Source organism: Pseudotabrizicola formosa, assembly GCF_002900965.1.
Classification (GTDB): domain Bacteria; phylum Pseudomonadota; class Alphaproteobacteria; order Rhodobacterales; family Rhodobacteraceae; genus Pseudotabrizicola; species Pseudotabrizicola formosa.
Genome location: NZ_PJOM01000007.1, coordinates 63,827 through 86,650 on the forward strand (window position 1 = coordinate 63,827; position 22,824 = coordinate 86,650).

Sequence of the window (22,824 nt, forward strand, 5' to 3'; positions counted from 1 at the left end):
GGAAAGGACACGAAATGAACATTGAAATGTTGACCGCTATTGTGGTGTTTGGCCTCCTTCTGGCCATTGCGCTCGTGGGTCTGACCATGTCCATCCGCGAAACCAACCAAAGAGCAGATACTTTGCGCCCGCGTGACATGCAGGGAGTGCAGGGGGAGTATGGAACGCAAAGCCAGCTTGGGATGGGGCGGGCCCCTGCGGTTGCCCCCGAAGATCCGCGTGCGGCAAAAGCCCCGATTCCGCCCATCCCAAGCTAAAAACACGCAGGACGATAAGGGGCGGTACGCCCAGCAGTCTTGCAGAATTCAGCGACGATCAAAGGCTTTCGGCTGGCGCATGCGCGCGTGTGGCGGCAAGCGTGATCGCGCGGATTTCCACCGCCATAGCACTCTGGATCACCTCGGGGCCATCAAGAATGGACCCGGGATCCTCCTGATGGTCTTGCATGACTGACAAAGTGTCCAGCGCGTCCCGCAGATCGCGCGCGCCCTCTTGGTGCAACAGCCGAGACAGGATCAGTGCCAGCACCTTGCGCTGCGCCAGAAGCCGGCCTTCGATCGCTTCGGGCGAAAGGGTCGGACCTGGGTCTGGGTGCACGGTGTCATCTTGTATGGTGTTGTTCATGGATTGCTCCGCTGTTGCTGCCTTGGGGCGAACGCATGGGCAGGGGGATTGTTCCCCGCCGGCGGTGGCGGTGCGGGCATGGTCTTGAAAGTCTTAACCCCCAAACCAAACGACCCCGCCAAGGGCGGGGTCGCAAGTGCCGGAAACAAAACACAGAGGATCGATTGCTTCCGGACTGCTCAGGCGGCTTCAAGGGCCGCTTGATTGACCGAGCCATCGGCCAGCCCGGTCAAAGCCTCATCGGTAGCGGATTCTTCCTGCAACGTCTGGCCCAGAAGCTTGGCGACATCTTTCATGCCCAGAACCTCGGCCCAGCGTTTCAGCGTGCCGTAACGCGCGATCTCGTAATGCTCGACCGCCTGCGCGGCGGCAACGAGGCCCGCATCAAGGGCGGGGGACTCCTTGAAGGTGTCGAGAACCTCTTCGCCCTCTTCGATAATGCCCTCAATGGCCGGGCAAGTCTTGCCCTGGGCCCGTTTGCCCAGAATTTCAAAGACCTGCTGAAGGCGTTCAACATGCTGCTGAGTCTCCTCGGCATGCTTTTCAAAGGCCGCCTTCAGGTCTTGGGACTGCGCCCCACGTGCCATTTTCGGCAGAGCCTTCAGGATCTTGCGCTCGGCGTAATAGATGTCCTTCAGATTTTCTAGAAACAGATCGTTCAAGGTCTTGGTTTTCATCAGTCGCTCCTTTTCGCGGATCGTCAGCTGCCCAGTTGCAGCTTCATCCACCCAACCAGCGGCGCGCCCGATTGTTCCTGCCTGAATTTTCAGGGCTCCCGCAAAAAAAGGCGCAGATCTTGAATTCGAGCGTCAGAATGCGTCTGCGCCCAGATCTTCAATCACCAGCCGCCGGGCCCGGTTGACCCGGCTTTTCACGGTGCCCACAGCACAATCGCACAAGGCGGCCGCCTCTTCGTAGGACGCGCCCAGAACGATCACCAAAATGAGCATTTCGCGGTAATGTGTCGGCAGGCGGCTGATGGCTTCGTGCAACTCGCGCCCGCGCACGGACCATTCCTGAGTCGCCGGTGTCTGCTGCAGGTCAGAAACACAATCTTCCACACCGGTGGTCTCACGGGCCCGCTGAACAGTGTTGGTGTAGAAGCTGTTTCGCATAATGGTGAACAGCCAAGCGCGCAATCGCGTGCCAGGCGTGAATTTGTCAACATTGGCGAGCGCTTTTGTCAGCGTCTGCTGCACCAGATCGTCGGCGTCGGTTGCGTTACGGCACAAAGACCGCGCATAGGCGCGCAGGGCCGGTAACAGATCGATGATATTCGGAACGACGGAAGGATCTGTCATACGGTTCACGACCTTTAAGGACACGATGGTGTGACCCTAAAACGCAGTGCCACTGGTCGCGTTCCCTCGTTGAGATATCTAAACTGCAACTCGGCAAAGATCAGGCAAGATGATGCCCGGCAACCAGACAGAGTCAGACCTCTGCGCGTTGGAGCCTGCGGGTGCCGATGATGACATGCTGCGGGACTTAGAGGCAAAACCTGTGGCACAACACCTTCTCATCCTGGCCGCACAGGTTCAGATCGGAATGGAGCAGCAGGTCCGCAGAGTGAAAGCGGCTACGGACCTGCCAAAAAGTAGGCTAAAGCTACCACAGCTCTGATCTGCGGCATCGGATCCTTATGGCAGCGGATCTGTCAGCCCCCGTCTGCGGCGAATGTCCTCAGGATCGAACTGTTCATCCTGGCCATTGTCGTTTGGATCTTCATCCAGAGCGTCGTTTCCCGGCAGGATGTTGCCCTCATCATCTGCGGGCAGGGTGTCATTTTGCGGCCAAGGCAGATCATTGGTCGCCTGATCAAATACCGGCGTGTCGTCGCCGTCGACTGCGGGTGTGTCTGACGGCGGTGAGGTCGGGGATTGGGCCATTGGAAGCTCCTGTTCACTGTGTGCAGGACCAATCCGCGAGAGCAGTGAATGGTTCCGCTTCTTGAGGACTGCAGCCGCTGTTCACTCCGAGGGCGTGAAGTGCGCCGCGCCGGAACCGGCCTTCGCACCGGCGTGGTGCCCCAGAACATCCCCTCTGCACGGATAGCGACTCAAAACGGCGCGCGCGACACTGCCGCCGCCGCCCGTTACTCCGGGTCTTCCGGCGCTGTGGATCCGGCTGGTGCCGGCGGTGCTGGGACAGTTTCACTTGCGCCCTCTTCCGGTTCTGCTGGGGTCTGGGCGGAAATGCGGTCGCTGTCCACCGGCGCATCGCTGATGCGCCCGTCGGCCGCTGACACGCGCCAGACGGTATTCCCGGCATCATCAGCGATCAGCAACGCCCCTGTGCCATCAATACCAAGGCCAACCGGGCGACCACGGGCCTGATCATCCTGCAAGAATCCCGTCACCACATCCTGTGCCATGCCATCCGGCACACCGTTGGCAAAAGGCACATAAGACACCTTGTACCCATTGAACGTATCACGGTTCCAGCTGCCGCGCTGGCCGACGAAAGCGCCCCCGGCATAGGCGTCAGGCAGGGCCGCGCCATTGGTGAAAACAAGGCCCAAGGCTGCGACATGGCTGGACAGCGCATAATCGGGCGCAATGGCGGTGGCCACCAGGTCGGGCCGCGCGGGCTGCACCCGCTCATCCACATGATCGCCAAAATAGCTATAGGGCCAGCCGTAGAACGCGCCGTCCTGAACCGAAGTCATGTAATCCGGCACCAGATCGGGACCAAGTTCATCACGCTCATTGATCACGGCCCAGAGCATGCCGCTGTCGGGATTAAAAGTGAGCCCGTTGGGATTGCGCAGCCCAGAGGCATAAATCCTTGCAGCACCGGTTGCGCGGTCAATCTCCCAGATCGCGGCACGCCCCTTTTCAGCCTCCATGCCGTTTTCGGCGGCATTCGAGTTGGAACCGACCGAGGCATATAGTTTTGTGCCGTCGGGGCTTAGCGCCAAGTCTTTGGTCCAGTGATGGTTTAACGGCCCGCCGGGTAGAGGCGTCAGCACTGTCGGCGACGCGGTGATGGCATTTTCTCCCAGAGCATAGGGATACGACTCTACCCCATCCGCCGCTGCGACATAGAGCGTGTCGTCGATCCAAGCGACGCCGAAGGGCGAGTGCAGACCGGTCAGCAGATCATGACGCTCATCCACCACGCCATCACGATTGGTGTCGCGCAGCAAAGTGATCAGATTGGTTTCGGGCGGTGGCCCGTCACCGCCTGCTGCAAATGCCATGACCCAGTCACGGATGTAATCCTTCGGACGAAATCGGGGTTTGTCCTCCGGCGCTCTCGACTGCACCACCAGCACATCGCCATTAGGCAGAGTGTGGACAGTGCGCGGATTTACCAGATCGGTTGCATAGGCCGCAATCGTCAACCCCTCGGGCACGGTAGGGGTTTGGCCTTCGGCCCACCCCACCACCTCGGCCACCTTCACGGTGGCCAGAAGGTTGACGTATTTCGGTTCAGGCAAGTACGGATCTGGGCCAATCTGGCGGGTGATATCAAAAGCACCCGAGTCAGGCCCTGGCTCGGCCGCCTGTGAAAGGACAGGAGACGACAGGGCCAGAGCAAACAGCATCGCTGTGCCGCAGAGCACAGGGACGCGCCCGGGATCACAGGTGATGGATAAAGAGGTGGAGTTCATCAGACAGCATCCTTTTCGGGAGCGAAGGTGCGAGGCATAATTGGCGCTAAACATATGGCCGGTGCGCAACAGCGCGCCGCCGCAGCAGGGCAGACGCCACCATCAGCAGGCAGGTCAGTGCAGACAGTCCGACGCCCCATGGCAGGATTGCGGTCCATCCATCACCGGCATGAAGCAGGCTGTTGAGAACAGCACAGATCAGAATTGCGACGTTGAGCACCACAACGCCGGCCATTGGACGGTGGCGGTGAACCGCAAGATCAATCAGCCAGAGCAGCACCGCGATACCGCCCGCGATCAGGCCAAAGAACAAGAGCCAAGAAGAAAAATCCTTCCACATCAGCACTGTGGTCTGAAGATACGCAATGTCGGTGACCAGTGTCAGCACGAAGAATGCTGCAGCGAAATAGGTGAATGTGGTCAAGCCGGGAATCGGAAGATCGTAGGCGCTGGCGTAGGGAGAGCGGGCCGGTGTCATGCAATATCCTTTCGCGAGCGCTGCAAGACTTAAACGCCTGCCCCGCCATTCGGTTCCCGGAAACCCAGACCCGACAGATAAGACCAGCACCCAGGACTGCCGCGCAGAGAGGCCTGCCCTGCCATCGCGCAGTTTTTGCCGACCGTGGCGAATGCGCCCCAGCTTCACTCGCGCCACGCGGGCCAAGGATTTGCGCAGCTACCCGGCTCGCTCAAGGATGGAACACAAATCCACATGCGGGACTTGAACCGGATTGCCTTTGGTTGAGGATGCCGATTGCGATGCTGTCGCCACGGCGGCGTGGTCATTTTTCGTGACCCCGAGGTCAGAAAGTCGTGCAAGTCCGGCCGCATGGGCCCAATTGGCCAGAGCGGCGGGGGCTTGGTCATCGGTCCCGCCAAAGACCTTTGCCACTATCGCGCAGACGCGATCGAGTTTTTCGCGCGCCTGCCCGACTGCCAAGGCGCGGTTCATTGAAAGAACCGGCCCCAGCAGCGCCCCGCAGATTGCGCCATGGGCGGCTCCGGTCCTGCCGCCGATCACACCCGCAAAGCCGTGCACAAGACCCAACCCGGCATTCGCAAGCGCCAGCCCGCCGCAAAGGGAGGCCCAGGCAAGGGCATCACGGGCCCCATCGTTTTCTCCGTCCTGCAGCCGGACCAATGCCCGCAAGGCAGGCTCGATGGCGGGAAAGGCGATGGCATCGGTATAGGGCGTTGCCTTGTGAGAGACATAGGGCTCGATCAACTGGGTCACGGCATCGAGGCCAGAGGCAAGGGTGACAGGCCATGGACAGTGGTCGGTGAGCGCCGGATCAATGATCGCGATCCTGGCAATCATGCGGTCGTCGCGCAGGCTGACCTTCCGACCATGTTCGGGCAGACCGATGACCGCATTCTTGGTTACCTCTGCACCGGTGCCCGCGGTGGTGGGCACAGCGATAAATGGGAGCGGTGCTGCAGCAAGAGGCAAGCCTTTGCCGACACCTTCCAGATGGTCAAGGGCGGGGCCGGGAGCCGGGATCATTGCCGCCAATGCTTTCCCCAGATCCAGCGCCGCCCCCCCACCCATCGCAAGCACCCAGTCTGGCCGGTGCAGACGGGCGGTCTGGGTCGCCGTCTCCAGCATTGCAAGCGTCGGCTCGCTTGCACAGGCTAAGGCCAAGGTGTCCGGGCCAAGTGCGGCAAGCACAGGGGCTGCCCGTACGGGGCTTGCCCCATGGACCACCAGTCCGCGCGGGCCGAAAGTCCGGGCCAGATCTGCCGCCCGGGCAGCTTGTCCTCGGCCAAACAAGATCTGCGCCGGCTGAAGGATGGAAAAGGTCATATCGACATCGTTGCCTGCACCGCCCTGCCCCAGCGGGCATATTTCGCAGTCCGCGTATCGGCGTCCATCTGCGGCTGGAACCGCCGGTCAAGCGCCCAGCTCTTGGCGAACTCCTCGGGGCTGCCGTAGGTCCCGGCCTTGAATCCCGCCAGATAAGCGGCCCCCAACGCGGTGGTCTCTGTCACCTTCGGACGGTCGACCGGTGCGCCAAGGATGTCGGACAGAAACTGCATGGCCCAGTCGCTGGCGCTCATCCCGCCGTCGACGCGCAAGACCCCGTCTGCGGCGGCTCCCCAGTCGGCGCGCATCGCGTCCAGCAGGTCTCGGGTCTGGTAGCCCACCGACTCAAGGGCCGCACGGGCCAATTCGGCCGGGCCGGAGTTACGGGACAGGCCAAAAACCGCGCCGCGGCAGTCGGGCCGCCAATAGGGCGCACCAAGCCCCGTGAAGGCAGGCACAAGAACGACCCCCTGCGCCTCTTCGGCCGCTTCGGCAAGGCTCTGGGTTTCTGACGCGTGGCGGATGATCTTAAGCCCGTCGCGCAGCCATTGCACAACCGCCCCGGCGATGAAGATCGAGCCTTCCAGCGCATAGGTGGGCTTGCCGTTCAACTGATAGGCAATGGTGGTCAGCAGCCGGTTGGTCGAGGGGACCAGATCCGGCCCGGTGTTCAGAAGGGCAAAACAGCCGGTGCCATAGGTGGATTTCATCATGCCGGGCGCAAAGCAGGCCTGTCCCACAGTGGCAGCTTGCTGATCACCTGCAACGCCAAGAATGGGAATCTCGCGTCCGAACAGATCAGCGCGGGCGGTGCCGAAATCGGCGGCACAATCACGCACATCCGGCAGCAGGGACATCGGAATATCCATCAATCCGCAGATTTCCGCATCCCAGGCACCGGTTGCGATGTTGTAGAGCATGGTGCGCGCGGCATTTGTGGCATCGGTGGCGTGGACCCGGCCGCCGGTCAAATTCCAGATCAGCCAACTGTCTACGGTGCCAAAAGCCAGTTCCCCGGCCTCGGCCCGGGCGCGGGCCCCGTCTACATGGTCAAGCAACCATTTGACCTTGGTTGCCGAAAAATACGGATCGAGCAGAAGGCCTGTGCGGGCCGAGATCATCGGCTCGTGCCCCGCGGCCTTCAGCGCCGCGCAGGTGTCTGCCGTACGCCGGTCTTGCCAGACGATGGCATTATGGATGGGTTGACCGGTCGCGCGGTCCCAGATCAGGGTGGTCTCGCGCTGGTTGGTGATGCCGATGGCAGCAATGCGCCCGGCCTTGACCCCGGCCTTTTCCATCGCCGCACGCGCGGTCGCGGCCACGCTGGACCACAGGTCAGTCGGGTCATGTTCGACCCAGCCGGGGCGCGGATAATGCTGTGCAAACTCTTCCTGCGCCGAAGCCACCACCTGCAGCCGCTCATCGAACAGAATTGCGCGGCTGGAGGTGGTGCCCTGATCGATGGCGAGGATATGTGTCATGTCATTGCTTTCAGTGTGGCAGTCATCTGGTCTTAGATATCCCCGCCGGAAGCGGGGATATTTAGGAGCAGATGAAAGGGGCAAGGCGGCGGCCCTGCCCCTTTCAGTGTCAGATCAGTTCCAGGATTTGATCAGCTCGTCATAGCTGATGGTTTCGCCCTGTGGCTTTTCGTTTTCCAGCTTGGCGACCGGTGCACCGGGCGCGTCGAGCCAGATTTGAGCGTCCTGAGGTTCGTTCAGCAGCGGGCCGATATCGCCTTGCACGCCCGCACGTTCGATCCGCTCCATCACGCGTTCCTGCTCTTCGCACAGGGCATCAAGGGCTTCTTGCGGGGTCTTGGCTCCGGACATGGCGTCGCCGATGTTCTGCCACCACAGCTGCGCCAGCTTGGGATAATCCGGCACGTTGGTGCCGGTAGGCGACCACTGGACGCGGGCGGGAGAACGGTAGAACTCCACCAGACCGCCCAGTTTCGGCGCGCGCTCGGTAAAGCTTTCGTGGTCGATGGTCGACTCGCGGATGAAGGTCAGGCCGACATGGGATTTCTTCACGTCCACGGTCTTGGACACCACGAATTGCGCGTAAAGCCAGGCAGCCTGCGCGCGATCGACCGGCGTCGACTTCATCAGCGTCCAGGACCCCGCATCCTGATAGCCGACCTTGGTGCCTTCTTTCCAATAGGCGCCGTGCGGGCTGGGGGCCATCCGCCATTTCGGGGTGCCGTCCTCGTTCATGACCGGCAGACCCTCTTTCACCATGTCGGCGGTGAAGGCGGTGTACCAGAACATCTGCTGCGCGATCTGGCCCTGTGCCGGAACCGGACCAGCCTCGCCGAAGGTCATGCCTTGCGCCTCTGGTGGGGTGTATTTCTGCAGCCAGTCAATGGCCTTGGTCACCGCATAGACTGCTGCCGCATCGTTGGTGGCACCGCCACGTGCAACGCAAGAGCCGACAGGCCGCGAGTTTTCATCGACCCGGATGCCCCATTCATCGACGGGCAGGCCATTGGGTTCGCCCACATCACCCATACCGGCCATCGACATCCACGCATCGGTGTAGCGCCAGCCGAGTGACGGGTCTTTCTTGCCATAGTCCATGTTGCCCCAGGCCGAGGCCGGACCGCCGGCATAGGTCATGTCGCGGCCGGTGAAGAACTCTGCGATGTCTTCATAGGCGGACCAGTTCAGCGGGACGCCCAGTTCATAGCCATAGGCGGCCTGGAAATCTGCCTTGGTCTTTTCGTCGTTGAACCAGTCATAGCGGAACCAGTAGAGGTTGGCGAATTGCTGGGTGGGCAGCTGATACAGCTTGCCATCCGGCGCGGTGGTGAACGACGTTCCGATGAAATCGGCAATATCAAGGTTGGGGTTGGTGACAGCCGCGCCCTCGCCCGCCATCCAGTCATCCAGGATGCGGACCTGCTGATAGCGCCAATGCGTGCCGATCAGGTCAGAGTCGTTGATATAGGCGTCATAGATGTTTTCGCCCGACTGCATCTGCGTCTGCAGCTTCTCGACCACATCGCCTTCGCCGATCAGATCATGGGTGATCTTGATGCCGGTGATCGCGGTAAAGGCCGGGGCCAGAACCTTGGCCTCGTATTCATGCGTGGTAATGGTTTCCGACACCACCTTGATATCCATGCCGGCAAACGGGGCCGCGGCATCGATGAACCACTGCATCTCGGCTTCCTGCTCTTCGCGGGTCAGCGTCGACAGTTCCCCGATTTCGGCATCAAGGAATGCGCGGGCGGCGTCCATGTCGGCCCATGCCGGGGCCGACCCTGTGGCCATCAGCGCAAGCGCCATGGCCGTGGTTGCGTGACGAAGTCTCATTTCATTTCCTCCCAGAAGTGTTGGACTACAGGTATTGGGCCGGAGCGGTTCTTGGTGCCGCGCCCGGTCGTGGCCGTCCTGTCTAAACCCAGCGGAACACCACGGCGGCATAGACAAGGCAGAGGATGAGGGCACCCCAAAGCGGGGCACCGAAGAAGAACAGCCAGCCAAGGTTGATGAAGGCCGAGCCGAGAAGCGAAATAAACAGCCGGTCGCCGCGGGTGGTTTCGATCCGCAGGACGCCGACGCGCGGGGTTTCGGGAAAACGGATCGCCAGCAGGGTGAAGGTCACCAACAGGCAGGCGATGGTCCAGAAGAACAGCGCGACCGGCAGGGTCCAGGCCATCCAGCCGCCCGGAGTCATTGGCGCAAACCAGTCGATGGCCCCATCTTTCTGGGGGGCGGTCAGCAGCAGGGCTGCCAGGCTGCCAGCCATCACAGCAGCGGCGGCAAGGCTGATCAAGGGCCAGTTGGCACGCTTTGCAGTGGTGTCGGTTGTGGTCATCACACCCTTCCCAGGGCAAAGCCCTTGGCGATGTAGTTGCGGACAAAGTAGATCACCAGGGCACCCGGCACGATGGTCAGCACCCCGGCAGCGGCCAGCACGCCCCAATCCATGCCCGAGGCCGAGACCGTGCGGGTCATGGTGGCCGCGATGGGTTTGGCATTCACCGAGGTGAGCGTGCGCGACAGCAGCAGTTCCACCCAGGAGAACATGAAGCAGAAGAAGGCGGCGACACCGATGCCGGATGCGATCAGTGGCATGAAGATCTTCACGAAGAACTTCGGGAAGGAATAGCCGTCGATATAGGCGGTCTCATCAATTTCCTTCGGCACGCCGCGCATGAAACCTTCCAAAATCCAGACCGCAAGCGGCACGTTGAACAGGCAATGCGCAAGGGCCACCGCGATATGGGTGTCGAACAGTCCGACCGAGGAGTAGAGCTGAAAGAACGGCAGCGCGAAGACAGCTGGTGGGGCCATGCGGTTGGTCAGCAGCCAGAAAAACAGATGCTTATCGCCCATGAAACTGTAGCGCGAAAAGGCGTAAGCAGCAGGCAGCGCCACGGCAAGGCTGATCACCACGTTCATCGTCACGTAGATGATCGAGTTGACATACCCCATATACCAGCTGGGATCGGTCAGGATGACCACATAGTTGCGAAAGGTCAGATCCTGCGGAAACAGGGTAAAGCTGGACAGGATTTCGGTGTTGGTCTTCAGGCTCATGTTCACCAGCCAGTAGATCGGCAGCAACAGGAACAGAAGATACAGACCCATTACCAGAGCAGAGGATTTCACGCGCATCACTTGCCCTCCTGCCGGTCAAGGTTGGTCATCACGGTGAAGAACACCCAGGACACCAGAAGGATCACAAGGAAATACATCAGGCTGAACGCCGCCGCAGGGCCAAGGTCGAACTGGCCAATGGCCATCTTGACCAGATCAATCGACAGGAATGTCGTCGAATTGCCCGGCCCGCCACCGGTGACCACAAAGGGCTCGGTGTAGATCATGAAACTGTCCATGAAGCGCAACAGGATGGCAATCAGCAGGACGCCCTGCATCTTGGGCAGTTCGATGTAGCGAAACACTGCCCAACGGCTGGCCTGATCAATCTTGGCGGCCTGATAATAGGCCTGCGGAATCGATTGCAGTCCCGCATAGGCCAGCAGCGCCACCAGAGAGGTCCAGTGCCAGACATCCATCACGATCACGGTCATCCAGGCATCAAACGGGTCGTTGGTATAATTATAGTCGATACCGAGCCCGGCGAGCGTGTGGCCCAGCAGACCGATGTCCACGCGGCCAAAGATCTGCCAGATCGTCCCGACCACGTTGAACGGGATCAGCAAGGGCAGAGACATCAGCACAAGGCAGAATGAGGCCCAAAAGCCCGATTTCGGCATGTTCAGCGCAATGTAGATGCCAAGCGGCACCTCGATTGCCAGGATGATGGCGGAAAACAGGATCTGGCGGCCAAGCGCATCATGCAGGCGCGACGAGGTGACCATTTCCTCGAACCATTCCAGCCCGACCCAGAAGAACTGGTTGTTGCCGAAAGTGTCGTTCATGGCGTAGTTCACCACCGTCATCAGCGGCAGTACGGCGGAAAACGCCACCACCACCAGCACCGGCAGCACGAGGAACCACGCCTTGTTGTTCTGGGTCTTGATCATCACAGAGCCCCCCCCTGCACGCGCCAGTCGTCGGCGTAGACGTTTATCTTCTGCGGCACGAAGGCCACATGGGTCAGATCTGCACCGATTTCCTTGCCTTCGGGGGCAACGATGCTGAAGGGCTGGCCCATGACCTCGGCCCGGATCAGGCGGTGGCGGCCCACATCCTCGACCCGCCGGATCGAGACCGGCAGGCCATCACCTGCGGTCAGCTTCGCATGTTCCGGGCGGATGCCGATCTGCGTGCGGCCAGACAGCGGCGCATAGGTGGCGCCCAGAGCGACGGATTGCCCATAGACATGCGCGCGGCTGCCGTCGATCTGCGCATCGAGCAGGTTCATGCCCGGAGACCCGATGAAATACCCGACAAAGGTGTGTTGCGGGGTTTCGAACAGCTCTTCCGGAGTGCCCATCTGGACCACACGGCCATCATACATCACCACGACCTTGTCGGCGAAGGTCAAGGCTTCGGTCTGGTCATGGGTGACGTAGATCATGGTATGGCCGAAATCGCGGTGCAGCTTTTTCAGCTGGGTGCGAAGTTCCCATTTCATATGGGGGTCAATGACGGTCAGCGGTTCGTCGAACAGGATGGCATTCACATCCTCGCGCACCATGCCGCGGCCGAGGCTGATCTTCTGCTTGGCATCCGCCGTCAGCCCCTGCGCCTTGCGCGACAGACGATCCTCCATGCCGATCATCTGGGCGATGGCTTGCACCCGCTCGGCAATGTATTTCGGGTCCATCCCGCGGTTGCGCAGGGGAAAGGCAAGGTTGTCGCGCACGGTCATCGTGTCGTAGACCACCGGAAACTGGAACACCTGCGCGATGTTGCGCTCGGAGGTGGCGGCGTCGGTCACGTCACGGTTACCAAACAGCACACGGCCCTGCGATGGGCGCAGCAGACCCGAGATGATGTTCAACAGCGTGGTCTTGCCGCAGCCAGAAGATCCCAACAGCGCATAGGCCCCGCCATCCTGCCAGACGTGGTCCATTTCCTTGAGCGCGAAATCCTGGTCCTTGGTCGGGTTCGGGTAGTAGCTGTGCGCCAGATTTTTCAGTGTGATCTGTGCCATGTCACGCGGCCCCCTTCAGGTCTGGCTGCGCATAGGCGGCGGCAGCGGCAAGGCGGCCCTGCGCGTCGAACAGATAGACATGCGCCGGATCGAGCCACAGCGTCACCTCGGACCCGTCGACCAGGTCCTGCACGCCATGCACAAGACCAACCCACTTGTCTGCCCCGTGGTGCAGATGCAGGAACGTCTCCGATCCGGTGATTTCGGTCACCGTCAGTGTGCAGCGGAACGGCAGTGCCTCGGGCGACGTCTGGTGCAAGGACAGATGGTTGGCGCGAAACCCTGCGGTGTAGGTCCCATCCGGCAGCGCAGCGAAGGCACCGGTGGCCGGAGTTGTCACCTCCCCCAAGGCAAGCTGGGCAAAGGTCTTCACGCAGAGCAGGAAATTCATCGGCGGGTCCGAGAACACGCGCGCCGTCGTCATGTCGGCGGGCTGGCGATAGACCTGCGGGGTGGGGCCGAACTGGGTCACGCGGCCTTCGTGCAGGGCGGCGGTGTTGCCGCCCAAAAGCAGGGCCTCTTCGGGTTCGGTCGTCGCATAGACAAAGATCGCGCCCGAGGCTTCAAAAATGCGGGGAATTTCGATCCGCAGTTCTTCGCGCAGCTTGTAATCAAGATTGGCCAGTGGCTCGTCCAGCAGGACCAGACCGGCCCCCTTGACCAGAGCGCGTGCCAAGGCGCAGCGCTGTTGCTGGCCGCCCGAAAGTTCCAGAGGTTTGCGTTGCAGCATCGGCGTCAGGCGCATCATCTCGGCAGTGTCACGCACAGCCTTGTCGATTGCGGCGGCATCGCGACCCATCAGGCGCAGCGGCGAGGCAATGTTTTCGTAAACCGTCATGCCGGGATAGTTGATGAACTGCTGATAGACCATTGCCACCTTGCGGTCCTGCACGCGCATGCCGGTGACATCCGCGCCATCCCACAGGATCCGCCCCGTGGTCGGCGCATCAAGACCCGCCATCAGCCGCATCAGACTGGTTTTTCCCGCCAGCGTCGGTCCCAGAAGCACGTTCATCGTGCCCTTTTGCAGCGTCAGGGTCGTCGGGTGGATGTGCACCCGCCCTTCGACCGACCGTGACACGTTTTGCAATTCCAGAGCCATCGGGGTTCCCTTATTCCGCCGCCGGGCTGGCAGCCCAGCGGGTGGTCATGTAATCGTCGATCGCCGCAATCTGCGGCGGCGTCAGGCGCAGGCCAAGCTTGCTGCGCCGCCAGACCACATCGGCGGCGTGGCGGGCATATTCACGATCCATCAGCCAGTTGACTTCCGCCTCGGTCAGGGTCGCGCCGAAGTCGCGGCCCAGATCGGCCAGCGACCGGGCCTGCCCCAGCAGCGTTGTGGCCTCTGTGCCATAGGCGCGGATCAGGCGCGCGGCGTGAGTATCGGTCAGGTAAGGATGGGCAGCCTTCAGGGCCGCTGTCAGGCTGGCGACGCCATCGACCGGAAAATCACCGCCGGGCAGGGCCTGACGCGCTGTCCATTTGCCTTTGGCACCAGGGAAGAACGGCTGCAGCTTTTCCAATGCGGATTCGGCGAGACGGCGGTAGGTGGTAATCTTGCCCCCGAACACGTTCAACAGCGGGGCCCCGTTCTCATCAAGGCTGAGCACATAATCGCGGGTCGCGGCCGTGGCCGATTTCGCCCCGTCATTGTACAGGGGGCGAACACCGGAATAGGTCCAGACCACATCATCGCGCGTGACAGGCTTGGCGAAGTATTTCGACGCGAAGTCCAGCAGGTAATCGCGTTCTTCATCCGTGCAGACGGCATCTTTCGGGGCACCCTGATGGTCCTGATCCGTGGTGCCGATCAGGGTGAAATCGCCCTCATACGGGATCGCAAAGATGATGCGGCCATCGGTGCCCTGAAAGAAATAGCAACGGTCATGATCATAGAGCTTGCGGGTCACGATATGGCTGCCGCGCACCAGCCGGACACCTTCGGTCGAGTTGATGCGGGCGATGTTGCGGATAATGTCTTCGACCCATGGCCCGCCAGCGTTGACCAGCGCGCGGGCACGGTGGGTGATGGGGCCATCTGGACCGTTGGTGACAACCTCCCAATGATCTCCCGCGCGGGTGGCGCTGATCACAGGGGTTTGTACCATGATGCGCGCACCACGCGCCTGCGCGTCACGCGCATTCAGGACCACGAGGCGCGAATCCTCGATCCAGCAGTCGGAATATTCATAGGCATGCGCAAACTTGGACTGCAGCGGCTTGCCTGCCGGATCGGCCTTGAGATCCAGCGTACGCGTGGCGGGCAGGATCTTGCGCCCGCCCAGCGTGTCATACAAAAACAGCCCCAGACGGATCAGCCAGGCTGGGCGGCGGCCTTTCATCCATGGCATCACCACACCCAACAGGCGGCTTGTCGGGGTGTCGGTATCGAACCGCATGTCGCTGTGCCAAGGCAGGACAAAGCGCATCGGCCAGGAAATATGGGGCATGGCCGTCAGCAGGATTTCGCGCTCTTCCAGCGCTTCGCGCACCAGACGGAATTCAAAATACTCCAGATACCGCAAGCCGCCATGAAACAGCTTTGTCGAGGAGGAAGAGGTCGCCTGTGCCAGATCGCCCTGCTCGGCCAGAATGACAGATAGGCCACGGCCCGCAGCATCACGCGCAATGCCGCAGCCGTTGATGCCACCGCCGATGATGAAGAGGTCGGCCATCTCGGGCTGCCGGGTGTCTGTCACGCTATTCACGCTGTCTTCCTCCTTGGAAGAGTTGCCCCTCCGTGCGGCAACCCTGCCTCACGGATCTGTCATGCGTCAACATGTTTCTTCGTTTATGCGCGATATGCGTAAATACGAACATCTGCGCGGAAAACGAAGTGCCAATCTGACCGGACCTTTAGAACTATGCTGCAAACGCGCAAAAACGAATGCAACTGCAGCAAGGTTTAGACGGTGACAATTCCCGCCGACCTGTGGCAAAAGAAAGGATCGAAAGGGCGCAGGCGTGGCATTGAATTTTCGACAGAGCAGCATTCTTGACATTGCCCGACAGGATGGCCGGGTGGCGGTGGAAGATCTGGCGCAACGCTTTGACGTGACGCTGCAAACCATCCGCCGCGATCTGACCGAACTGGCGGAAGCCGGGCATCTGGACCGGGTGCATGGCGGGGCGGTGCCGCGCACCGGCGTTGCCAATATCGGCTATGAGGCGCGTCGCAAGATGAATGAGGCGGCCAAGACCGCAATCGCGCGCGCCTGTGCGGCGATGATCCCCGACAATTCGTCAATGATCCTGAACCTTGGCACCACAACCGAAGCGGTCGCCCGGGAACTTGTGCATCATCGCAACATTACGGTTGTGACGAATAACATGAATGTGGCCAACGTGCTGGTTGCCAACCCGGGCTGCGAGATCATGGTGGCGGGCGGGGCATTGCGGCGCAGTGACGGCGGCTTGGTGGGCGAGCTGACCACGCAATTCATCGAGCAGTTCAAGGTGGATTTCGCGATCATCGGCACCTCGGCCCTCGACAGGGACGGCGATTTGCTGGATTTCGATCTCGCCGAAGTGAGGGTCAGCCGCGCCATTCTGCAACAGGCGCGGCAGGCCTTTCTGGTCACCGATCACAGCAAACTCGGGAGGTCTGCCCCAGCGCGGATTGCAAGCCTGTCGGAACTGGATGCCGTGTTCACCGACCAGCCCCTGCCAGACGGGCTGACAAGCGCTTGCGAGGGGTGGGGCACACGGGTGGTGGTGGCAGCATAAGGGCAGCGCGGGCCGGTACGGGATCACCCTGCTGCACGGATGGCCCAATGGGCGACAGGACCCTGCCAGACCTGATCACGACACAGATCCGCCAGAAAGGTCGCCGCGCGCCATGTCAGGCTGCAAGATCACTCTGCGAAAGAAGTGCTTGCCAGTCTGCCTTTGTCACAGCGCGCAGCCGCTGTGTCAGCTGTGCGTGATCTGGGTGCCCAGCACCTTCAGACATTCGCGCATGAAGGCCGCCAATCCGGTCCAGCCCTTGGCGGACACCATGGTTCCGTCGACATAGGCCTCATGCGGCTTGACGTCGATATAGGTGCCGCCCGCCAAAGTTACCTCCGGCTCGCAGGCCCCCAAGGCAGCAACCTTCTTGCCCCGGACCACGCCATCAACCGCAATCAGAATCTGGACCCCGTGGCAGATGGTAAAGATCGGCTTTTTGGCCTCATGAAAATGCCGCACCATGGCTTGGATCCGCTTGTCGGTGCGGATGTATTCTGGCCCCCGTCCCCCTGCGCAGTAGACGGCGTCATACTCGTCCGGCACCACTTCGGAAAAGGTCTTGTTGATTTCGGCAAGGTGGCCAAAGCGTTCGATATAGGTCTGATGACCTTCGAAATCATGCAGCGAGGTCTGGATCATCTCGCCCTTCTTCTTGTCGGGGCAAATGACGTGGACAGTGTGGCCTACAGCCTCCATCCCCTGTTGGAAGACAAAGATTTCATACTCTTCGGTAAATTCACCACAAAGCATGAGGATTTTCTTGCCGGGCATCGTCGGTATCTCCTTTTCGCGGGCAATCCGGGGTGCCCTGCAACAGGCACCCCGGCAGGATCAGAACGGGGAATCGGGGAAGTAGAACTGATCCGCATTTTCAGGCGTGATCAGCGGGGCATCCAGCTTGAAGCTGCCGCGCATCGGGGCCTGTCCGGTGAACTGGCCAGCAACCATGTAGATCGCGGTCTTGATCATCGACGGCGGATAGGGGGTTGAAATCGGGGTCATCGGATTTTCATCCATAACCATCTTGACCACGTCTTTCATGCCATTGCCGCCAAGCGCGTACTTGATCTCGCTGCGGCCTGACTGCTTGACGGCTTCGAGCACGCCCAGAAGCATATCGTCATCATTGGCCCAAACCGCATCGATCTGCGGGTACTTGGCCAGATAGTCCTGCATCAGGGTAAAGGCTTCGTCCTGGTTCCAGTTGGCATACTGGATGTCCAGAATCTCGATGTTGGTGTCTTTCATCACATCGGTGAAGCCCTGGATCCGCTCGTCGTCGATCACGGTCGGGATGCCGCGCAGCACCACGACCTTGCCTTCGTTGCCCAGCTGTTCCGCCATCCATTTTGCGGTATTGGCCCCAACGGCAATGTTGTCACCTGCGACATACAGATCCTGGATCGACGGGTCGGTCAGACCACGGTCGACCACGGCGATGAAGGTGCCGTTGGCCTTGACCTGTTCCACGGGACCGGTCAGCTCTTCCGAGGTGAAGGGCAGGATAACCAGCGCGTCGAGCGTTTGCGCTGCGGCCAGATCTTCCAGCGCCGACACCTGCGCGGTAGCGGAGGGCGAGGTTTTCACGATCACGTCGATATTCGGGAACGCAGCCTCGATTTCCTTTTCGGCCTGTTCGGCGTGGTAGACCACGCCGCCGGTCCAGCCATGGGTTGCGGCTGGAATTGACACCGCGATAACCCGCTTTTCCTGCGCCATGGCTGTGCTTGCCATGAGCGCGGCAATGCTTCCCGCTGCAAGCAGGCCAAGCGCCCGTCTGTTGATGAACGTCATTGTCTTGTTCCTCCCTTTGAAGACTCCGCCCCTCCCGGGCGGTTATTTGATAAAGCGGTGTGCCAGCATGGCGAGGATGATGATCACCCCCTGAACCGCCGCGACGAGATATTCGGACACCATGTTCGACAGCACCATCAGGTTGGCGATCACCTCAAGGATGAGCGCCCCGGCGACTGTGCCCCAGACCCGCGCCTTTCCACCGCGCAAGGCGGTGCCGCCGATCACCACTGCCGTGATGACCTGCAATTCCCAAAGTTGCCCCGTGGTCGGCGTGGCCGCGCCCAGACGGGGGATATAGCAGATGGCCGCAACCGCCACGCAGATGCCCTGAATGACAAAGGCTGTTGTGCGGACACGCGCCACAGATACGCCGGAAAACCGCGCCACTTCGGCGTTTGATCCTGCGGCCATGCAGCGGCGGCCATATTTCGTGCGATACAGGATGAATGCGCCGATCAGCACCACGATCAGGGTCAGGATCACCGGAAAGGGGATGCCCAGCACATTGCCAAAGTAAACCGGGCGGTAAGGTTCGCGCAGGGCGCGGTCGATCGGGATAGACCCGCCGTCCGACATCCAGGTGATCAGCGCGCGGAAGATGCCCATGGTGCCAAGGGTGGCGATGAAGGGCTCGATCTTGCCCACCGTCACGATCAGCCCGTTCAGCAGGCCGCAGAGCGCGCCCACCACCAGCCCGACCCCTGCCCCCACCAGAATGGCGTTCGCCCCCATCGACGGTTCCAGCCGGTTCATGGTCAGGATCATGATGCCGGTAACAAAGGCCATCATCGACCCAACGGACAGATCGAGGCCCCCTGATGAGATGACAAAGGTCGCCCCCACCGCGATGATTGCGATAAAGGCGGACCGGGTGACCACATTGGCAATATTGGTGCCGCTGAGAAAGCTGGAGTTGAGCATCACACCGGCCAGGATCACGATGGCCAGCGCAAGGAACGGGCCCATGTCGGCCCAGCGAAAGCGGCGGGGAGCGGCGGCGGCTTCGGTCAGAACACTTGTGGTCATGCTGTTTTCCTTCCGGCCTGCGCCGATCCGCTGGTGGCGGCGTAAACCACATTCTGTTCCGTCACCTGATCGCCCGAAAGCTCCGCCACGATGCGGCCTGCGCGCATCACCAGCACCCGGTCAGACAGGCCGACCAGTTCAGGCAATTCGGATGAAATCACGATGCAGGCCTTGCCCGCGCGCACCAGTTGGTTGATGAAGTCGTAGATCTGGCTCTTGTTGCCGATGTCGATGCCGCGTGTGGGCTCGTCGATGATCACCACCGAAGGATCGGTCATCATCACCTTGGCAAGCAACAGCTTTTGCTGATTGCCGCCCGAAAGCTGGCCGGCATCCAGATGCACCGATCGCACGCGGATGTCATAGGTTGCGACGGCCTGTTCCAGCGCCGTCGATTCCTTGCGGCGGTCCAGCGTCAGGCGGCCGTGCACGATGTCCATGGCCTGCAGCGTGAGGTTCGGGGCCAGCGGTTCATCCAGCAGCAGGCCCTTGCCCTTGCGGTCTTCGGTCAGGTAGACCAGCCCCGCGGTCTGCCACGCGCTGACCGAACGATGCGCAACTTCCTTCCCGTTCAATATGTAGCGGCCCTGCGCCGGGCGCAGGCCCAGCAAGCCTTCGAACAATTCCGTGCGTCCAGATCCGATCATTCCGCCGATACCCAGCACTTCGCCGGGGTGAACCGCAAAGCTGCCCTCAACAGCCCCATGATCGACCACAAGGTTGCTGACCTGCAGCACCGGGACAGCTGACGGAGCTGGCCGCTTGGGCGGGTAGAGCATGTCCAGCTTGCGACCGACCATCAGCTCGGCCATGTCGCGCTGCGACAGACCGGCGGCGGGCCAGGTGCCGATCATGCGGCCATCGCGCAGTACGGTGATACGGTCAGCCAAGGCTTCGACCTCATCCAGCCGGTGCGAGATATAGAGCACCGCGACGCCCTGCTCGCGCAGGCCACGCACCACGGCCAGCAGGGCGGCCACCTCGTCATTTGCCAAAACGGCGGTAGGTTCGTCAAAGATCACGACTTTGCGCTGTTCCAAGAGCGCGCGGGCAATCTGCACCAGCTGCCGCTGCGCCAGCGGCAGGCTGCCGACCCGGTCGGACGGGTGGCAATGCGCGCCTATGGCCGACAGAATCCGAGCCGAACGCCGGTTCATTTCGCGGTCGTCGACCACCCATCTCCGGGTCAGCTCCCGGCCCAGAAACAGGTTCTGCGCGACCGACAGATCACCCGCCAGAAGAATTTCCTGATGCACCAGCACCACACCGGCCGCCTCGGCCGCCGCGGCATCTGCAAAGCCGACCCGATGGCCAGCCATTTCCAGATGCCCGGCTGACGGCTGGACATGGCCTGACAGCAGTTTCATCAAGGTTGATTTTCCAGCACCATTTTCGCCGATGATCGCGTGAATCTCTCCAGCACGGACATCCAGCCCCACCTCTGACAGAACCGTGATCGGACCGTAGGCCTTGCCCAAGGCCACCGTGCGCAGGGCCGGTGCCGCCGCTGTCGGCAGAGCGGCAGCAGAGCCGGGTATGGGCAGGGTCTGAGCCATCGTCATTCAAACGCAGAGAGCAGGCGGTCACGCGACCGCAGAATGTGTTCGCGCATGGCGGCCTCGGCGGCAGGCGGGTCGCCCGCGCGGAAGGCGGCAAGCAGGCTTTCATGTTCGCCCAACGCCTCTTGGGTGACGCGGGTGTGAAACATCAGGCGGAAGATGTGCAGATGCACATGCTGATTGAACAAGGTGAAGCGGATCACATCATTCCCGGCAATTTTCAGGATGGCATCGTGAAAATAGGCGTCGGCGCGGGCAAAGCGGGAATAGCGGCTGGTGCGGTCCACCGGGGGTTCTCCGTGGCCCATGTCTGCCGCCGCATCCTCCAGCAGTTTCAGTGAGTCAGGCGTCATGTTCAGCGCAGCCAGCCGTGCACCCTCGGGCTCCAAAAGAAGCCGGAAGGTGTACAGATCATCAAACTGTTTGCGGGTCAGCTGCGGTGCTGCCGAATAACCGATCAGATGTTCCTTGCGCACCAGCCCTTCACGTTCCAGCCGCGACAATGCCTCCCGCACCGGTGTCTGCGACACGTTCAGATCGCGGGCGATGACATCAATCGGAATGCGCGCACGCGGCGCAATTTCGAGCGACATCAGCCGTTCGTAGATGTTGTCGTAAACACCATCGACCACACTCGCCGGGCGTATGGTTGCTGCCCTGTCCTTCGTCCGGTCCGCTGCGACTGCCATCTGCTCACCCTTTTGATTTGCGGCTTGATGCGTCGCAATGAGTCGCAAATATGATATCGAATGTCAAACACAATATCATATACGATCTGATATAGGATTATGGACCAAGATGTATTACACCCGGTCACATGGGTCGTCGCACCACAGGTTTGCGGGCACTGTACAATGCCTGCCCCAAACGGGAGGAAACGGAAAACATGGAATATTTCGGTACAATCAGGGCGCCGCGAGAGATTCTGTTCGGCTTTGGCCAACGCCGTGCACTTGGCGCCATCGCGCGTCGTTTGGGGCGGCGCGCCTTGGTGGTCACGGACACGCGGCTGGCCGCTGATGCAGACTTCCGTGCCATGATCGCGGACCTGGAGAGTGCGGGGATCGTGGTGCGCATCGAAGCGGGCACCTTGCCGGATGTTCCGGTTGAGTCCGCCGTTGCCGCGGCTGCGGCGGCGCGTCCTTTCGACCCCGATCTGGTCATTGCGGTTGGCGGTGGTTCTTGCCTCGACATGGCCAAATGTGTCGCCCTCCTTCTGTCGCATGGCGGCAAGCCGCAGGACTACTATGGCGAGTTGAAAGTGCCCGGCCCGGTTTTGCCGCTCATCGCCATACCGACAACTGCAGGAACCGGGTCGGAGGTGACACCGGTCGCGGTGCTGTCCGATGCCGAGCGCAGTCTGAAAGTCGGGATTTCCAGCCCATATCTGATCCCCGACATCGCGATATGCGACCCGGACCTGACCCTGACCTGCCCACCGGGCCTGACGGCAATAGCGGGGGCCGATGCTTTGACCCATGCGATCGAGGCGTTTACCGCGGCCCGGCGCCCGGTCACTGATGGGTTGACCCAGGAACGTGTCTTCATCGGCAAGAACGCCATTTCAGATCAGTTCGCGTTGCGGGCAATCGCCTTGCTGTGGGAGGGGCTGGAAGCGGCCTGCGCCGTGAGCACGGACCTGACGGCCCGCGCGCAGGTGATGCAGGGTGCCACATTCGCCGGACTGGCCTTTGGCGTCGCGGGCACCGGGGCGGCGCATGCGATCCAATATCCGGTGGGTGCGCTTACCCATACTGCGCATGGGCAGGGCGTGGCCTGTCTGATGCCCTGGGTGATGGATTGGAACCGCCCAGTGATCGGCCGTGAACTGGGACAGATTGCCACTGCCATCGGGCTGGCAAGCGGAGATGACGTCATCCCCGCGGTTTCCGCCCTGTTCCGGCGCATTGGAATTCCGCCAACCCTTTCAGACCTTGGCCTTGCACAGAACCGTCTTGCCTGGGTCGCCGAACAGGCCTGCAGCATTGAACGCCTGATCCAGAACAATGCACGCCCCATTGCCCGCGCCGACATGCTGCGCCTGTTGAGCTCTGCCTTTACGGGCAATCGCAGCTTGATGGCCACAGCCTGACCCA

General features: G+C 61.3%; 23 protein-coding genes. 3 read left to right on the forward strand and 20 right to left on the reverse strand.

The window, feature by feature from the left end; all coding sequences use genetic code 11:
• Positions 1 to 14 precede the first annotated feature (14 nt).
• Positions 15 to 257 carry a hypothetical protein gene (locus CXR43_RS17035; RefSeq protein WP_103336317.1) on the forward strand — a complete coding sequence of 81 codons (243 nt, stop codon included), beginning with the start codon at positions 15 to 17 and terminating at the stop codon, positions 255 to 257.
• 58 nt (positions 258 to 315) lie between these two features.
• On the opposite strand, the gene CXR43_RS17040 is transcribed toward CXR43_RS17035, so the two are convergent.
• The 15 genes from CXR43_RS17040 to glpD all read right to left on the reverse strand — a co-directional run bounded on the left by CXR43_RS17040 (position 316) and on the right by glpD (position 15,292).
• Positions 316 to 624, reverse strand: a complete 309-nt coding sequence (locus tag CXR43_RS17040) for a hypothetical protein (protein WP_103336320.1) — start codon at positions 622 to 624, stop codon at positions 316 to 318.
• Between the two features lie 179 nt (positions 625 to 803).
• Positions 804 to 1,301: a YciE/YciF ferroxidase family protein gene (locus tag CXR43_RS17045; RefSeq protein WP_103336382.1), complete on the reverse strand. Its 498-nt coding sequence runs from the start codon at positions 1,299 to 1,301 to the stop codon at positions 804 to 806.
• Positions 1,302 to 1,433: 132 nt separating this feature from the next.
• Positions 1,434 to 1,925, reverse strand: coding sequence for a sigma-70 family RNA polymerase sigma factor (locus tag CXR43_RS17050; RefSeq protein WP_103336323.1), 492 nt, complete (start codon positions 1,923 to 1,925; stop codon positions 1,434 to 1,436).
• A 339-nt stretch (positions 1,926 to 2,264) separates the two neighbouring features.
• Positions 2,265 to 2,513 carry a hypothetical protein gene (locus tag CXR43_RS17060; protein ID WP_103336329.1) on the reverse strand — a complete coding sequence of 83 codons (249 nt, stop codon included), beginning with the start codon at positions 2,511 to 2,513 and terminating at the stop codon, positions 2,265 to 2,267.
• Positions 2,514 to 2,719: 206 nt separating this feature from the next.
• Positions 2,720 to 4,240 carry a PQQ-dependent sugar dehydrogenase gene (locus tag CXR43_RS17065; protein ID WP_246831442.1) on the reverse strand — a complete coding sequence of 507 codons (1,521 nt, stop codon included), beginning with the start codon at positions 4,238 to 4,240 and terminating at the stop codon, positions 2,720 to 2,722.
• A 46-nt stretch (positions 4,241 to 4,286) separates the two neighbouring features.
• Positions 4,287 to 4,718, reverse strand: a complete 432-nt coding sequence (locus CXR43_RS17070; protein WP_103336335.1) for a DUF2231 domain-containing protein — start codon at positions 4,716 to 4,718, stop codon at positions 4,287 to 4,289.
• A 198-nt stretch (positions 4,719 to 4,916) separates the two neighbouring features.
• The gene (locus CXR43_RS17075; RefSeq protein ID WP_103336338.1) at positions 4,917 to 6,044 is read right to left on the reverse strand and encodes an iron-containing alcohol dehydrogenase; all 1,128 of its coding nucleotides are present in this window, start codon (positions 6,042 to 6,044) and stop codon (positions 4,917 to 4,919) included.
• A complete protein-coding gene (gene glpK, locus CXR43_RS17080; protein WP_103336340.1) occupies positions 6,041 to 7,525 on the reverse strand; it encodes a glycerol kinase GlpK in 1,485 nt (494 codons plus the stop codon). The genes CXR43_RS17075 and glpK overlap by 4 nt, the downstream gene beginning before the upstream one ends.
• Positions 7,526 to 7,639: 114 nt before the next feature.
• Positions 7,640 to 9,361, reverse strand: a complete 1,722-nt coding sequence (locus CXR43_RS17085) for an ABC transporter substrate-binding protein (protein ID WP_103336342.1) — start codon at positions 9,359 to 9,361, stop codon at positions 7,640 to 7,642.
• Positions 9,362 to 9,443: 82 nt separating this feature from the next.
• Positions 9,444 to 9,866 carry a DUF2160 domain-containing protein gene (locus CXR43_RS17090; protein ID WP_168219879.1) on the reverse strand — a complete coding sequence of 141 codons (423 nt, stop codon included), beginning with the start codon at positions 9,864 to 9,866 and terminating at the stop codon, positions 9,444 to 9,446.
• Positions 9,866 to 10,669: a carbohydrate ABC transporter permease gene (locus CXR43_RS17095; protein ID WP_103336345.1), complete on the reverse strand. Its 804-nt coding sequence runs from the start codon at positions 10,667 to 10,669 to the stop codon at positions 9,866 to 9,868. Before CXR43_RS17095 ends, CXR43_RS17090 begins: the two co-directional genes overlap by 1 nt.
• Positions 10,669 to 11,541, reverse strand: coding sequence for a carbohydrate ABC transporter permease (locus CXR43_RS17100; RefSeq protein WP_103336347.1), 873 nt, complete (start codon positions 11,539 to 11,541; stop codon positions 10,669 to 10,671). The genes CXR43_RS17095 and CXR43_RS17100 overlap by 1 nt, the downstream gene beginning before the upstream one ends.
• On the reverse strand, positions 11,541 to 12,617 hold the full coding sequence (locus CXR43_RS17105) for an ABC transporter ATP-binding protein (RefSeq protein WP_103336350.1): 1,077 nt from the start codon (positions 12,615 to 12,617) through the stop codon (positions 11,541 to 11,543). The genes CXR43_RS17100 and CXR43_RS17105 overlap by 1 nt, the downstream gene beginning before the upstream one ends.
• Before the next feature lies 1 nt (position 12,618).
• Positions 12,619 to 13,719, reverse strand: a complete 1,101-nt coding sequence (locus tag CXR43_RS17110; RefSeq protein ID WP_103336353.1) for an ABC transporter ATP-binding protein — start codon at positions 13,717 to 13,719, stop codon at positions 12,619 to 12,621.
• A 10-nt stretch (positions 13,720 to 13,729) separates the two neighbouring features.
• Positions 13,730 to 15,292, reverse strand: a complete 1,563-nt coding sequence (gene glpD, locus CXR43_RS17115) for a glycerol-3-phosphate dehydrogenase (RefSeq protein ID WP_103336387.1) — start codon at positions 15,290 to 15,292, stop codon at positions 13,730 to 13,732.
• A 289-nt stretch (positions 15,293 to 15,581) separates the two neighbouring features.
• Between glpD and CXR43_RS17120 the strand changes: the two genes are divergently transcribed.
• The gene (locus tag CXR43_RS17120) at positions 15,582 to 16,343 is read left to right on the forward strand and encodes a DeoR/GlpR family DNA-binding transcription regulator (RefSeq protein WP_103336356.1); all 762 of its coding nucleotides are present in this window, start codon (positions 15,582 to 15,584) and stop codon (positions 16,341 to 16,343) included.
• 186 nt (positions 16,344 to 16,529) lie between these two features.
• Here CXR43_RS17120 and CXR43_RS17125 read toward each other — a convergent pair whose 3' ends face one another.
• From CXR43_RS17125 to CXR43_RS17145, 5 genes are read right to left on the reverse strand one after another with little or no spacing between them, the layout of a single operon-like run.
• Positions 16,530 to 17,117 carry a DJ-1/PfpI family protein gene (locus CXR43_RS17125; protein WP_103336359.1) on the reverse strand — a complete coding sequence of 196 codons (588 nt, stop codon included), beginning with the start codon at positions 17,115 to 17,117 and terminating at the stop codon, positions 16,530 to 16,532.
• 60 nt (positions 17,118 to 17,177) lie between these two features.
• A complete protein-coding gene (locus CXR43_RS17130) occupies positions 17,178 to 18,140 on the reverse strand; it encodes a substrate-binding domain-containing protein (protein WP_103336362.1) in 963 nt (320 codons plus the stop codon).
• A gap of 42 nt (positions 18,141 to 18,182) precedes the next feature.
• The gene (locus tag CXR43_RS17135) at positions 18,183 to 19,169 is read right to left on the reverse strand and encodes an ABC transporter permease (protein WP_103336365.1); all 987 of its coding nucleotides are present in this window, start codon (positions 19,167 to 19,169) and stop codon (positions 18,183 to 18,185) included.
• Entirely contained in the window at positions 19,166 to 20,725 is a 1,560-nt protein-coding gene (locus CXR43_RS17140) for a sugar ABC transporter ATP-binding protein (RefSeq protein WP_210402118.1), read from the reverse strand. Before CXR43_RS17140 ends, CXR43_RS17135 begins: the two co-directional genes overlap by 4 nt.
• A gap of 2 nt (positions 20,726 to 20,727) precedes the next feature.
• Positions 20,728 to 21,417: a GntR family transcriptional regulator gene (locus CXR43_RS17145; protein ID WP_103336167.1), complete on the reverse strand. Its 690-nt coding sequence runs from the start codon at positions 21,415 to 21,417 to the stop codon at positions 20,728 to 20,730.
• A 197-nt stretch (positions 21,418 to 21,614) separates the two neighbouring features.
• Here CXR43_RS17145 and CXR43_RS17150 point away from each other — a divergent pair, with 197 nt between their 5' ends.
• Entirely contained in the window at positions 21,615 to 22,820 is a 1,206-nt protein-coding gene (locus CXR43_RS17150) for an iron-containing alcohol dehydrogenase (protein ID WP_103336370.1), read from the forward strand.
• Positions 22,821 to 22,824 lie beyond the last annotated feature (4 nt).